Here is a 13,658-nt window from a genome sequence, read left to right as displayed (position 1 = left end):
CAGAAGGTGAAGGATTAGTGGGGTTTGTTTTTTTATAAAGAGGAGGAAAAAGAATGTCAGGACTTATAGTAACGAATCTGACTTGCGAGTATCGGAAAAATCCTATTGGGATCGATGTAAAAAATCCATCCGTCAGCTGGCAGCTGGAATCTGATCGGCGTGCTACGTTTCAGACGGCCTATCAGGTGCAAGTATCAACCTCTAAAAACTTTGAAAATTTTATTTGGGATACAGGAAAAATAGAATCTGATCAATCCATTCAACTTATGTATTCCGGTCCGATTCAGTCTCGAACCCTATACTTTACTCGAGTTAAAGTATGGGATAACTACAATCGGGGATCAGATTGGAGTGAGGTCTCTAGTTGGGAAACAGCATTCCTTGATCATCAGGAGTGGGAAGCTAGCTGGATTACTCCAGACGAAACGAAGCTGGACCCTCAATCAGAGGAGATTTTTCAACTAAGGAAAGCATTTACCTTGGAAAAAGAGATTGCTTCCGCTCGAGTGTATGCGACAGCAGCTGGATTATATGAGGCGTATATCAATGGAAAGAAAATAACTGAAAATCTACTCACACCGGGCTGGACGAGTTACAAAACTCGACTGCAGTATCAAACGTATGATGTAACTGAGCTCTTGTCTGCAGGAGAAAATGCGGTAGGTGTACTGCTAGCAGATGGCTGGTATAAAGGGAATTTAGGATGGAGTAATAAAAGAGATATTTTTGGTGACCAGCGAGCCTTCCTAATGCAGCTTCACGTCAAGTATGTTGATGGTACAGAAGAAGTCATCAATACCGATCCATCCTGGAAGGCTTCAACAGGCGCGATTTTATCTTCCGAGTTATACCATGGAGAAGCCTATGATGCACGCTTTGAACAGGCAGGCTGGAGCCAGTTTGAGTTTGATGATACCAATTGGGCTACCTGCGTAAGTATCGAGTTACCTTTTTCGAACCTGGTGTCTCAAGAAAACTGGCCCACTCGAGTAACTGAAACGCTTCGTCCAGTGGATGTGTTTGTCACACCTGCAGGTGACACCGTCCTAGATATGGGCCAAAACATGGTCGGGCGCATGCGCTTTCATGTGGAAGCACCTAAGGGAACCATCATAACTTTAGAGCATGCAGAGGTTTTGGATAAGGACGGCAATATCTATTTCGGGAATTTACGAAAAGCAAAGCAACGGGTGACCTATATTACGAATGGAGAAGGAGTGGAAACTTATGCGCCACACTTCACTTTCCAAGGCTTTCGATATGTAAAAGTTCAGGGTTATCCAAATCAAGAAAACGGTCTAGATCTTAGTCAATTTACTGGAGAGGTCATTCACTCAGATATGCCAGCAACGGGTGAATTTACTTGTTCAGACCCTTTCGTGAATCAACTTCAGAAAAACATTGTCTGGGGACAAAGAGGGAATTTTGTGGATGTTCCAACTGATTGTCCGCAAAGAGATGAGAGGCTTGGCTGGACGGGGGATGCTCAAGTCTTTATACGAACGGCACTTTATAACTACCAAGGGGCTCCATTTTTCAAAAAGTGGTTAAGAGATCTGAAGGCAGATCAGCTAGAGGATGGAGGCGTTCCGTTTGTTATTCCCGATTTGCCAAACTTAATGGGGGGCAACTCCTCTTCTGCTGCTTGGGGAGATGCGGCAACTGTTTGTCCTTGGACAGTTTATATGGTGTACGGCGATAAGAGCGTGCTTAAAGATCAATATGACAGCATGAAAGCATGGGTTGAATACATTCGGAAACAAGGAGAGAACGAATTCTTATGGAATACGGGCTTTCACTTTGGAGACTGGCTTGGTTTGGATGCAAAGGAAAACAGCTATGTCGGAGCCACTCCGAGAGACTTCATCGCAACCGCTTTTTATGCTTACTCGACAAGAATTTTAAGAAACAGTGCGATTGTACTGGAAAGGTATGAGGACGCAGCAGAATATAGCAGTCTATTAAAAAAGATCAAAGAGACGTTTGTTCGAGAGTTTATCTCTCCAACTGGACGACTCGCTTCTCCTACTCAAACCGCGCATGTACTCGCTCTCGCCTTTGACTTAGTAGAAGGTGAAACGAAGAAACGAGTGGCTTTCGATTTAAATACACTAGTCATCGAAAATGACTACCATTTAACAACAGGGTTTGTTGGCACGCCATATCTATGCTTTGCTCTATCCGAAAATGGGTACCATGATACCGCTATGAAACTATTACTTCAAGATAGTTATCCATCATGGCTGTATTCAGTGAAAAAAGGGGCGACCACCATTTGGGAGCACTGGGATAGCATCAAGCCAGATGGTAGCTTTTGGAGTGATGATATGAACTCTTTTAATCACTATGCATATGGAGCCATTGGTGATTGGATGTACCGTAGAGTAGCCGGACTTGATATGGATGAAAGTGATGTGGCCTATAAAAAGATTCTGATTCGTCCTCAATTTGCTGGTGGGAAGTTGACACATGCTAGAGCGGAGCACCAGTCCTTATATGGAAAAATTGTCTCGGCATGGGAATGGAAGAAGGATGAAATCAATGTACGGGTTGAAATTCCTGCCAATACGACGGCGACCATTGTGTTACCGAATGTTCATAGGGAGGATCTAACGGAAAATAACATAGAAGTCGTCCAGGCGGAGGGAGTCGTACAGGTGGAAAATCATGACGGAGAGGTTCGAATCGAAGTCCGTTCTGGCGTATATACCTTTACGTATCCGAACCAAATGGGAAGATTGGACCTATTTACGAAGAATTCGAGAGTGCTAGACCTTCTTTCCTCTTCTGTAGCAATGGAAGTATTAGAGAAGCACTCTCCTGGAATATCAGAAAAAATCGGGCCTTTTTCACATATGAAGGCTTATACTCTAACTCGTTTCGCCAAGGAACCAACGATTCAACTAAATGAGGTAGATTCCATTATTCAAGAAATCAATGAAGCTATAGTAGCTGGAAAAAAGGAGAGTAATTATGAGTACACAAAAGCTTAAGAATCATGTTGTTGTAAAAAATGAAGCCTTTATTGAAGAAGCTCACCGGTTGAAGCCCGTTTTAAAAAGCAGTGTGGTAAAGCCAACAGCACTCGTTCATGTGCTTCCAGATCCTGATGTGATGCATGGCTGGAAGGTGGAGCATGCCTCTTCTGTTGATGAATTGCAAAAGCAAGCATACAAGAAAGGTGATTCGTTTATCGTTGATTTTGGGGACCACCAAGTGGGTTACCTAAACTTTCGGGTTCGTCCGGTTGGAAGTCCTCCAGATGCCCCTTTGAAACTAAAGCTAACGATTGGAGAAATGCCAGTAGAAATGGGAGAGCCCTTTGAGAATTATGATGGCTGGTTAAGCAGTGCTTGGCTACAGGAGGAGACCATTTTTGTAGATGTCTTGCCTGCAACACTTGCTCTTCCACACAGATATGCTTTTAGATACGTGAAGTTTGAGGTCCTAGCCACTTCGCAAAAATACCAAGTTATGTTCGAGGATATTGAATGTAGGGTCGTCACGTCGGCTGATCTGAAAGCGATTGAAGCCTTAGGACATCCAGACGCTATGCTACAAAAAATCGATGAAGTCAGTATTAAAACATTAGCGGATTGTATGCAGGACGTGTTTGAAGATGGACCGAAGCGTGACCGCCGTCTTTGGTTAGGGGATTTACGTTTGCAGGCTCTAGCTAACTATGAAACGTTTGGGACGAATGATTTAGTCAAAAGATGTTTATATCTTTTTGCCGGTGTACCGAATGATCAAGGAAAGGTGTCAGCCAATGTATTTATAGAACCACAGTTGATTGCAGATGATACCTTTTTATTTGACTACTCACTTTTCTTTTTATCAACATTGCATGATTACTATCTGGCCACAAGAGACAAAGAAACATTAACAGAATTATGGCCTACTGCTTACCGTCAAGTGGAACTGGCTCTTGAAAGATTAGATAAAAATCATATCTTAGAAGATTCTGCAGAGTGGTGGTCCTTTATTGATTGGCAGCAGGGGTTAAATAAGCAAACTCCTTCTCAAGCGATTTTAATCTATACAATAAAGCAAGCGATATTTTTAGCAGAGGAATTGAAATTACCAGAAAAAGAGATTCTTGCTGTGCGCTTACAGGAAATTGTGGAGGCGACGAAGAAATATTTATGGGACGCGGAATTACAGTTTTTTGTGAGTGGGGCAGATCGACAAGTATCATGGGCAAGTCAAATCTGGATGGTATTAGCTGGTGTCGTAACAGAAGAAGAAAGTAAGCATTTGATGAAGCATTTGTTGGTGGAGAAACCAGAGATAGGAATCGCCACTCCATATATGTATCATCACTTCATTGAGGCATTACTGATTGCGGGAGAAAAAGAGCTAGCCATTTCTGAGATGAAAACCTATTGGGGTGGAATGATTGAAGATGGTGCAGATACATTTTGGGAGCTATATGACCCGAAAGAAAAAGAGTTTTCCCCATACGGAAGTCATCTAATCAACAGTTATTGCCATGCTTGGAGCTGCACTCCAACGTATTTGATTCGTAAATATCATCTATAAGTTGCTTTTGGATAGGCTGTTTTCGTAAAGATTGTTGTTAAAATCTTAAAGTCGATTTTAACGTGGAAATAGTTATTTTGCGCTTAAGAACTTAGTTTGTAGGCTCTTTTCTTATTAAATTTATGATGTTTTCTCCGGAAACTTAGCACAATTAACAAATTTATATCCCAAAAGCAACAAAGATTAAGAAAAGAGCCTTTGGCTAAAAGGAGAAGAAGATGAAAAAGTATATTTCTTTTGACGTGGGTGGAACAAAGGTAAAGCACGGTATCGTCCTTGAGGACGGAACGATTGTAACAAAAGGAAGCTACTCAACTACTTGTGATAACCTAGAGGTATTTTTGGCCGATATGGTCAAAAAGATTACAGAATATAAAGAAGCTCATGAAGTGGAAGGTGTTGCTATTAGCCTTCCGGGCTTCATTAACCCAAGCACCGGTTTCGCTGAGAGAGCAGGAGCGATTATCGCTTTGGACGGAATAAATCTAAAGGAGCTCCTTGAAGCTAGGGTTCCTTTACGAGTGGAGATTGAGAATGATGGAAATTGCTCAGCGTTAGCAGAAAGATGGAGCGGAAATGCCGTTGGCTGCGATGACTTCATTTGCTATACGATCGGCACAGGAATTGGCGGGGGGATCATGGTGAATGGTAAGATCGTCCATGGCCACACGTTCCGCGGTGGTGAATTTGGCTTTATGCTAACACAAGCAGATGTAAAGGGGAAGGAAATGCTTCATACCAACTCTTCTACCACTAGTCTGATCAAAAGGTATAGAGAGTATAAGGGCTTGGAAAAGGATGTAAAAGTTGAGGGAGAGTCCATTTTTTCCGAGGCTGCTGAAAATCAAGAGGTGGACCAATTAATTCATGACTGGTTGGAGCATATTAGTTTCGGACTCTTTAATTTAGCAGTGACTCTAAATCCACAGAAGATCCTAATTGGTGGGGGAGTAAGTGCAAGAGAAGGGTTGATTGAACAAATCCAAGAAAAGCTAGAAGAACTTGAGTGGTGGAAGTTTTTAAAAGTGGAAATTGCTCCATGTAAACATAGAAATGATGCAGGGCTGATTGGTGCGGTGTATCATTTTATGAACAAATAATACAAGGGACGTATGTATTGGCATACGTCCTATTTTTTATTTACGTTTTAATGGCCAGTGTGAAGATTCTCTGCCATCTCCAAGTTGTTCATATAGGCAGCCATGGCCAATTCATACCTTACCTTTTTGCTTGCTTCAACGAGGTCGGCTTCCTTCACAAGTCCGGATATGGAGTACCTGTGACCCCTGAAATCAATGTTTAACTCAGTGATTTGGTTAAATTTGAAGATCTCTACGGGAACACCATGCTCATCCTTCAACAAGAATTCTCCGTATTTCTCGTTGCAAATTTGAGCGACTTCTTCCATGACCTTAAAAGCGTCGTCCGGATTTTGTCTGTAGCTGAGAACAAGGCTTTCATTCACCCGGCGCCTTCCCCTGCTCCCGTTATGTAGTTCATTGATGTTGCTATAGGAAACCGAATAGAGGTAACCATCAAACTGGCGAATCTTCAGGTGGCGCATGCTGATTTCCTCGATTTTCCCCTGATGATTTCCATTGATAATCACATAATCTCCGTGATGAATTTGACGTTCAAACAAGTACGTTAGCCCCATGATATAATCCCGGATAATATGCTGGAAAATCAGTGCCAGGGCACCGGCTACTACGACCGAACCAGTAACAAGCCTAGTCAGGTCAAAGAAATGGCTGAGCACATAAATAAAGAAAAACACCAGTCCCATTAACTTTGTCACCTGATACGCGAAATGCATCAAGGTCTCTTCACGATTTTCATCCAAAAAGCTCGTTTTATCAAAGAAAAGTTTGATGGATTTACGAATTAAATAAACGGTAAGAATAATCAGTACTGCCACTATAATAATCCTTACGGGCAATTTTTCGAATAGTTCCAAGGAAAACATTTTATCAACCCTCCACCTTTTACTATACCAAAGGAATGTGGAAAAGGAGAAAAAATTCCTATTGGATGAAAATTAAAAAGCATGCTTGTGGATGGGGTATTATTCATTTGAGAAAGATAATAAAGTAGAAATTCCCACATTGAAGAGAGGACATGTGAAGATGAAGAAAAAACAAAACTCTAAATATTATATGTTACTTATTGTTTCTCATATTTTTCTTCTGCTTTATGTTCTTTATAAAAAGAAAGAAAGAAAAACGATTTTCTTCACATTTTTGTCTATAGTGGGTTTAGCCTATTATTTCGAATATCCGTTATATATATTTAAAGCATATAAATATAAAACGAATCTACTTAAAAATAAAGAAAAAGATAACTCGTTTGGATCTGTTTTGTCTCAAGGATTGTTTGTTCCAACGGTTGCCATACTAATTTCTTCTTTTCAGCTAGGGTGGAAGATTAAATTTTTATTTTCAATGTATTTTATGTTGATTGAAAGACTTTTTATTAAGATAAATATTTTTCAGAATAGATGGTGGCATACCATATACACTACGCTCTCCATTTTTACTTTTTTCTTCATAAGTGATGTTTGGTATAAAGAGTTGAAAAAAGGAAACAAGTTCATTTTAAAAATGACTCAATACAATACCTTCCACGTCATTTATATGAATTTGTTATTTTTACTTTCCGTATTAAAAAAGTTCAGATTTAAGCCTGTAAGGTTTACCATTCAGCCTTGGTATCATCACTACTCTTTTATCAAGGTTTACATTACATTTGAGACATTTTTAACGATGTTTTTTTCAGAACAAAAAAACAATCGATTAAAGATCATTCCGATCCTTAGTATATTAATAATGGACGCATTTTTAATAAAGTGGAAGTATTTAAAAATGAAAGGTAATTATTGGGCATTTGTTTTTCCTGTAAGATTTCTTTCTCATCTGTCATTATATTTACTACAAAAATGGAGTAAATCACTAGCCTAAATGAATGGTGCTTGAGTTAATGATAGATAACGCTAAGGCGATCTTTCTTAGTGTTGAAATATTAACTTAAAGAGAAACAAATTTAACTAATATTTATATACCTTAAACCATGATAAAGTATAAAAATAAGGGGGAATGAATATGACAAGTGGAAATGCCATCAGTAATAATAAGGAATTGTCACTAGAACAACGTGAAGAATTACTAAAAGTATTGAAAGCCCGTTTTGAAAAAAATATAACCCGCCACGAAGGTCTTGAATGGGAAAAAATCCAGGCAAAGCTGGAAATGAACATGGAAAAACTGTGGTCGCTTCATGAAATGGAAAGAACCGGCGGTGAACCCGATGTGGTTGGTTATGATCAGGAGAAGGACGAATACATTTTTTATGATTGTTCAGCGGAAAGTCCTAAAGGTCGCAGAAGTGTTTGTTACGACCGTGAAGCGTTAGAGTCAAGGAAAAATCATAAGCCCGAAAATAGTGCAATCGATTTGTCGTCTGCCATGGGCATCGAACTATTAACAGAGGAACAATATCGAGAGTTGCAGAAGCTTGGGAATTTTGATTTGAAAACATCGAGCTGGGTACAAACACCCTCTGCTATTAGAGAACTCGGTGGGGCCCTTTTTTGTGACTGTCGCTTTGGACATGTCTTTGTGTATCATAACGGTGCCGAATCTTACTATGCTGCCAGAGGATTTCGCGGCTCGCTTAGGGTTTAAATTTTGCGCAGACAGCTACATTCAAATGGAGAAGGAGGATTCGGTGAGATATTCACCACATCTCCCGTTTTTATTAGTGGAGCTGTTTTTCCCTCTTCCTGACCAACCGAAAATAAAAGACTGCCGACAAACTTAAAACATATAAGTTTGTCGACAGCTTAAGCAGCCGAGGCTGCTATTTTTTTCTCCATCTTAATAACGGTTTTGAGATAATCGGCGTTAATACACCTGAAAGAATCGCTTCAGTAATTCCATTAGTGGCGACTATAGTCAGGAGTGCAGGCAAGAGCTGCTCCATATCCAACTTCAAAAAGTTCGCATAGGGCTCCCCATAAAATAAATAAATGAATCCAAGAACTAAAACCGTATTTGTTAAAGATCCCAGCACACCGGCAACACTCATTCTTACTGTTTCATTGAGCTTTCCACTGAGTAATCGATGGAACACATATGCAGCAACCACACCAATTAAAATCCGAGGCAAAACGGATACAAGCGGATTCGTGAAAACAATGGGTGCAATTACGCTTGTCGGGGCGACAAATGCCCTGATGAACGTGATGATTCCCCATATGCCGCCTACAATGGCTCCTTCCTTGGTTCCAAGGACGATTGCTGCAGTAATGACCGTTACCTGAATAATCGTCAAGCTAAGCGGTCCCATCGGGATATATCCTAAAAACGGGATGGTCGTTTGAATAATGATGATGGCAGAAAGCATCCCTAATAGGACCATGCGGAATGTCTTGTTTTTTTTGTTCATGAATAAACTCCTCTTAACAAAAAATATATTCTTCATTTTCATTCTACACAAAAGAGACAATAGGAGGACAGACTAAAGAGTGTTTTTTTCTAGATGGTTCGAGTTTTGCTTTTTTATATGCCAAATCTGATGTCAAAATGACAGTCATTAAGGTGCATTTTTTTTAGTAAAGCACCTCAAACCGGAACCCTTTATGTTTATCCCTGCAAGCTTTTATATTACACTAAAGACAACACAATTCACGTTCATGAGGTGTAATATGGGAAACGATCTTCTTGCAACTTTGATGGAAATGACAGAAGAAGAAGAACAGATGATTCTCGAGCAAAGTAGTGAAATCAAAAAAGACCTTTATACGAATCAAACGTCTTTTATTATTGAAAGTGAAAAGTTCTTAAATCCAAACGAGATGATTATGCTAAGAAAGCATACACGATTTATTGATTTTCCCAAGCATCGCCACAATTATATCGAAATTAATTACGTGTTTCATGGTCAGTTAAAGCAGAAGGTTGGAACAGAGAATGTCCACTTAAAGCAGGGCGAGCTTTTATTTTTGAACCAGCATATTGAACATGAGATTGAAGCTTGTGCAAAAGAGGATATTATCATTAATTTTATTATTCAGCCAAAATTCTTTGATTTCATTTTTTCTTATTTATCCTCCACCAATTTAATGAGTAACTTTATTATAAACAGTCTCTATAATCACACGCAGAACGGACAATACTTGTACTTTGCAGTTACACATGTGGAGGCCATTCAAGAGTTAATTAAGAAGATGATGGACGAAATCATGGAACCCTCGTTATTTTCAGAGTCGACCTTAAAGCTTTATATGGGACTTTTAATGATAGAGCTTTTAAAGCACACAGATAAACTAAAGCAAAATGAACTAAGCTCCGAACATCACTATATTCTTGTAGAGACGATGAAGTATATTGATGAACATTATCAAAATGCTTCTCTTTATGAGTTAGCTGAGCAATTAAATCAGCCTCACTACGCGGTCAGCAAGCAAATCAAGAAAGTGACGAAGTATACTTTTAAGGAGCTTTTACAAGAAAAGAGACTTACGAAAGCGAGAGAGTTTCTAGAGAGAACCGAAATGCCGATTACAAAAATCATTGATGAAGTTGGCTATGATAACATGAGCTACTTCTACCGGATTTTTAAAAGCAAATATGGAAAAACTCCCAAGGACTATCGAGTGGAGCTGAAGGGCAGATGAACTTTGTGTTCAGCTGTTTTTTTTATTGGGTTATGGGATTTGGAGATTGAGGAAAAGGGTAATAAAGGTCGGGATCGCAAATAAATTTGTAGGATCGCAAATAAATTTTTAGAATCGCAAGTAAAATTTCAGAATCGCAAATAAATTTCTAGAATCGCAAGTGAATTTGTAGGATCGCAAATAAATTTCTAGAATCGCAAGTAAAATTTCAGAATCGCAAGTGAATTTGTAGGATCGCAAATAAATTTCTAGAATCGCAAGTAAAATTTCAGAATCGCAAATAAAATTCTAGAATCGCAAATAAAATTTCAGAATCGCAAATATATCCTAAAAATCGCAAATAAGCACTAGAAATGGAGCTTGATGGGTAAAAGTTTTGTTCGAATTTCTTTAAAATAACCCTCTAGAGCAACAAAAAAGCACTGGCCGAATGAATATCTGCCAGTGCTTTTATGTGTTTCATGAAAAATTGGCCTTTCTATTTAATTTAAGCTTATGCTTGTCGGGTCAGAACAGTCGGCTCCGCTTTTCTTGCAAATAAGGTCAATAAATTAAATAAATCCCGATATAGGATATTTCTCTGAATCTAGTATGATAGTAATATCGTAAGCGGTTACAGAAAAAGGGGCGTTGAGGATGAACAAGTACAGTATTGCTGTTGATATTGGTGCTTCAAGCGGAAGATTAATGTTAGGTCATAGAGAAAATGGATATTTACAGTTACGTGAATTATATCGATTTGAAAATAAGATTGTGCAAAAAGGGAATCACTTTTGCTGGGAAATTGAACGACTGTTTGATGAAATCAAAACAGGATTAAAAAAGTGTAATGAACTTGGGATCCAACCAGATAGCATCGGGATTGACACGTGGGCGGTTGATTTTGTCCTTCTAGATGAAAATGATCAGCCAATGACAGAGGCTGTGTCTTACCGTGATCCACGAACGGACGGGATGATGGAAGAGGTGTTTGAACTAATCTCAAAGGAGCGCCTTTATCTAGAAACAGGTATCCAATTTCAAAAGTTCAACACGATCTACCAGCTCTACTCACTGAAAAAGAACCATCCAGACATCTTAGCAAAAGCAAAATCCTTTTTAATGATTCCTGATTATCTGAACTTTTTACTAACCGGAAAAAAATCGAACGAATATACAAATGCGACTTCCACACAGCTGGTCAATGCTTTTACGAAAAAGTGGGATTACGAGCTACTAGATCTTTTAGGAATCAACAAAGAGATGTTCCATGAAATCCAGCTTCCAAAAACCATTTTAGGAAGCTTAAAAGAAGAGCTTGTTTCAGAACTTGGCTTTGATATGAACGTGATTCTCCCTGCCACACATGATACCGGATCGGCGGTCATCTCTGTACCAGAAGAAGAGAGTACCATATATATTAGTTCTGGAACCTGGTCGTTAATGGGGACGGAGAATCATTTCCCTATCTGTGTCACGAAAGCGCTAGATTACAATTTTACCAATGAAGGCGGTATCGATTATCGCTTCCGCTTTTTAAAAAATATTATGGGGCTTTGGATGATTCAAGAGGTGAAGAGAAACTACAATCATGAGTATTCATTTGCTAGATTGGTAGAACTGGCAGAAGAAGCAGGAGACTTTCAGGCATTCGTCAACGTAAATGATGACCGATTCTTAAAACCGGACAATATGATACAAGAAATCATGAACTATTTGCTAGAGACGGGACAAAGTGTTCCTAGTACACCAGGAGAAGTAGCGAAATGTGTCTATGATAGTTTAGCAGCTAGCTATAAAGAAACCGTCGCAGAGATTGAAAGCATTTTTGAAAAATCTTTCGATAAAATCAATGTCATCGGTGGTGGCTGTCAAAATGAAATGCTGAATCAGCTTGTGGCGGACGTGACCAATAAGGAAGTGCTCGCTGGTCCAATTGAAGCAACGGCTATTGGCAATATCGTAGCGCAACTGATGGCATTAGGTGAATTTGCAGACTTACAGGAAGCACGTTCCGTGATTAAACAATCCTTTGAAGTGAAAAAATACGAACCTACTAAAACAGTAACGAATTCATAAAAAGAGAGGAAGAATATCATGACGATTAAAGAAAATTATGAACTTGCAAAACAAGCATACTCCAAATGGGGAATTGATGTGGAAGATGTAATACAAAAACTAAAGGAAGTACCGATTTCCATCCACTGCTGGCAAGGGGATGATGTGGCGGGATTTGAAGTGAACCCTAGTGAGCTTTCTGGAGGAATTGATGTAACGGGGAATTATCCAGGAAAGGCAACGACTCCTGAGCAATTACGTAGCGACCTTGAAAAAGCACTGTCCCTTATTCCTGGTAAGCATCGTGTAAACCTTCATGCGATTTACGCAGAAACGAACGGAGAAGTAGTAGAACGTGATCAGCTAGAGCCGAAGCATTTTAAAAATTGGGTCGCTTGGGCGAAGGAGCACGGATTAGGGCTTGATTATAACCCAACTCTTTTCTCCCATCCAAAAGCATCAGATGGATTAACACTTTCCCATCCTGATGAAGAGATTCGGGAGTTTTGGATTAACCATTGTATTGGAAGTAGAAAAATCGGGGAGTATTTCGGAAAAGAGCTAGGAACTCCAGCGTTAACAAATATTTGGATTCCAGACGGTTACAAAGATATCCCTAGTGACAGACTGACACCAAGACAACGTTTAAAAGATTCTTTGGATAAAATTTTCGCTACTCCAGTTGATGAGGCATACAATCTTGATGCAGTAGAAAGCAAAGTATTTGGCATTGGCTCTGAATCATATGTAGTTGGGTCTCATGAATTTTACTTAGGCTATGCATTAAAGAATGATAAAATCTGCTTGCTTGATACAGGACATTACCACCCAACAGAAACCGTATCAAACAAAATCTCTTCTATGCTTCTATATAGTGACAAGGTAGCTCTTCACGTATCAAGACCAGTCCGCTGGGATAGTGACCATGTCGTGATTTTAGATGATGAACTAAAAGAAATTGCCCTTGAAATTGTTCGTAACGATGCACTGAATCGAGTGATTATTGGACTTGATTTCTTTGATGCTAGTATCAACCGTGTAGCTGCTTGGACAATCGGAACAAGAAACATGGTGAAGGCACTGTTATACGCAATGCTTGTACCAAACGAAAAGTTAAAGCAACTTCAAGAAGAAGGCAATTTTACTGAAAGATTGGCATTAATGGAGGAATTTAAGACATATCCGTTCGGAGCCATTTGGGATTATTACTGTGAACAAATGGATGTACCTGTAAAAGAAGCTTGGTTAGAAGAAGTAAAGGCATACGAAAAAGAAGTATTATCAAAACGATAACAAAAAAGATAAGTAGATCTTCTCTCGTGAGGGTCTACTATCTTTTTGTTTTTCAAAGAACATGTTATAATTTATTAAGAAATTAACATGTAAATAAAAATAATCAAATATA

10 protein-coding genes are annotated in these 13,658 nt (G+C 39.2%); 8 read left to right on the top strand and 2 right to left on the bottom strand.

The genetic code is table 11. The features are described 5' to 3' along the window. Window positions 1–53: 53 nt before the first annotated feature. From ACQ5H4_RS17115 to ACQ5H4_RS17105, 3 genes are all read left to right on the top strand, one after another. A complete protein-coding gene (locus ACQ5H4_RS17115; RefSeq protein WP_430776210.1) occupies window positions 54–2,993 on the top strand; it encodes a family 78 glycoside hydrolase catalytic domain in 2,940 nt (979 codons plus the stop codon). Then, the gene (locus ACQ5H4_RS17110) at window positions 2,974–4,542 is read left to right on the top strand and encodes an alpha-L-rhamnosidase-related protein (RefSeq protein WP_430776209.1); all 1,569 of its coding nucleotides are present in this window, start codon (window positions 2,974–2,976) and stop codon (window positions 4,540–4,542) included. Before ACQ5H4_RS17115 ends, ACQ5H4_RS17110 begins: the two co-directional genes overlap by 20 nt. Window positions 4,543–4,760: 218 nt before the next feature. Next, window positions 4,761–5,642: an ROK family protein gene (locus tag ACQ5H4_RS17105; RefSeq protein WP_430776208.1), complete on the top strand. Its 882-nt coding sequence runs from the start codon at window positions 4,761–4,763 to the stop codon at window positions 5,640–5,642. 47 nt (window positions 5,643–5,689) lie between these two features. Here ACQ5H4_RS17105 and ACQ5H4_RS17100 read toward each other — a convergent pair whose 3' ends face one another. Next, window positions 5,690–6,460 (bottom strand): mechanosensitive ion channel family protein, encoded by a 771-nt coding sequence (locus ACQ5H4_RS17100; protein WP_430776207.1) that lies wholly within the window; start codon window positions 6,458–6,460, stop codon window positions 5,690–5,692. 208 nt (window positions 6,461–6,668) lie between these two features. On the opposite strand from ACQ5H4_RS17100, the gene ACQ5H4_RS17095 reads away from it, so the two are divergent. After that, window positions 6,669–7,499: a hypothetical protein gene (locus tag ACQ5H4_RS17095; RefSeq protein ID WP_430776206.1), complete on the top strand. Its 831-nt coding sequence runs from the start codon at window positions 6,669–6,671 to the stop codon at window positions 7,497–7,499. A 141-nt stretch (window positions 7,500–7,640) separates the two neighbouring features. After that, a complete protein-coding gene (locus tag ACQ5H4_RS17090; protein WP_430776205.1) occupies window positions 7,641–8,222 on the top strand; it encodes a DUF4256 domain-containing protein in 582 nt (193 codons plus the stop codon). 175 nt (window positions 8,223–8,397) lie between these two features. Here the strand turns inward: ACQ5H4_RS17090 and ACQ5H4_RS17085 are convergent, their stop codons facing one another. After that, window positions 8,398–8,985: an ECF transporter S component gene (locus ACQ5H4_RS17085; protein ID WP_430776204.1), complete on the bottom strand. Its 588-nt coding sequence runs from the start codon at window positions 8,983–8,985 to the stop codon at window positions 8,398–8,400. A 259-nt stretch (window positions 8,986–9,244) separates the two neighbouring features. Here ACQ5H4_RS17085 and ACQ5H4_RS17080 point away from each other — a divergent pair, with 259 nt between their 5' ends. The 3 genes from ACQ5H4_RS17080 (at window position 9,245) to rhaA (ending at window position 13,546) form a co-directional block, all read left to right on the top strand. Further along, a complete protein-coding gene (locus ACQ5H4_RS17080; protein WP_430776203.1) occupies window positions 9,245–10,216 on the top strand; it encodes an AraC family transcriptional regulator in 972 nt (323 codons plus the stop codon). Between the two features lie 636 nt (window positions 10,217–10,852). After that, the gene (gene rhaB / locus ACQ5H4_RS17075) at window positions 10,853–12,274 is read left to right on the top strand and encodes a rhamnulokinase (protein ID WP_430776202.1); all 1,422 of its coding nucleotides are present in this window, start codon (window positions 10,853–10,855) and stop codon (window positions 12,272–12,274) included. Window positions 12,275–12,292: 18 nt separating this feature from the next. Further along, complete coding sequence (gene rhaA / locus ACQ5H4_RS17070) at window positions 12,293–13,546, top strand: L-rhamnose isomerase (RefSeq protein WP_430776201.1); 1,254 nt, start codon at window positions 12,293–12,295, stop codon at window positions 13,544–13,546. Window positions 13,547–13,658 lie beyond the last annotated feature (112 nt).

Origin of the sequence: Bacillus coreaensis (assembly GCF_050586445.1) — a bacterium.
GTDB lineage: Bacteria > Bacillota > Bacilli > Bacillales > Cytobacillaceae > Robertmurraya_A > Robertmurraya_A coreaensis.
The sequence above is the reverse complement of the archived record's forward strand: the minus strand, read 5'-3'. Positions and strand labels throughout refer to the sequence as shown.

Excerpts from the sequence above, each read along its gene's own strand:
- ACQ5H4_RS17115 (WP_430776210.1), top strand. The coding sequence starts at position 54 with ATGTCAGGACTTATAGTAACGAATCTGACTTGCGAGTATCGGAAAAAT.
- ACQ5H4_RS17110 (WP_430776209.1), top strand. The coding sequence starts at position 2,974 with ATGAGTACACAAAAGCTTAAGAATCATGTTGTTGTAAAAAATGAAGCC.
- ACQ5H4_RS17105 (WP_430776208.1), top strand. The coding sequence starts at position 4,761 with ATGAAAAAGTATATTTCTTTTGACGTGGGTGGAACAAAGGTAAAGCAC.
- ACQ5H4_RS17095 (WP_430776206.1), top strand. The coding sequence starts at position 6,669 with ATGAAGAAAAAACAAAACTCTAAATATTATATGTTACTTATTGTTTCT.
- ACQ5H4_RS17090 (WP_430776205.1), top strand. The coding sequence starts at position 7,641 with ATGACAAGTGGAAATGCCATCAGTAATAATAAGGAATTGTCACTAGAA.
- ACQ5H4_RS17085 (WP_430776204.1), bottom strand. The coding sequence starts at position 8,985 with ATGAACAAAAAAAACAAGACATTCCGCATGGTCCTATTAGGGATGCTT.
- ACQ5H4_RS17080 (WP_430776203.1), top strand. The coding sequence starts at position 9,245 with ATGGGAAACGATCTTCTTGCAACTTTGATGGAAATGACAGAAGAAGAA.
- rhaB (WP_430776202.1), top strand. The coding sequence starts at position 10,853 with ATGAACAAGTACAGTATTGCTGTTGATATTGGTGCTTCAAGCGGAAGA.
- rhaA (WP_430776201.1), top strand. The coding sequence starts at position 12,293 with ATGACGATTAAAGAAAATTATGAACTTGCAAAACAAGCATACTCCAAA.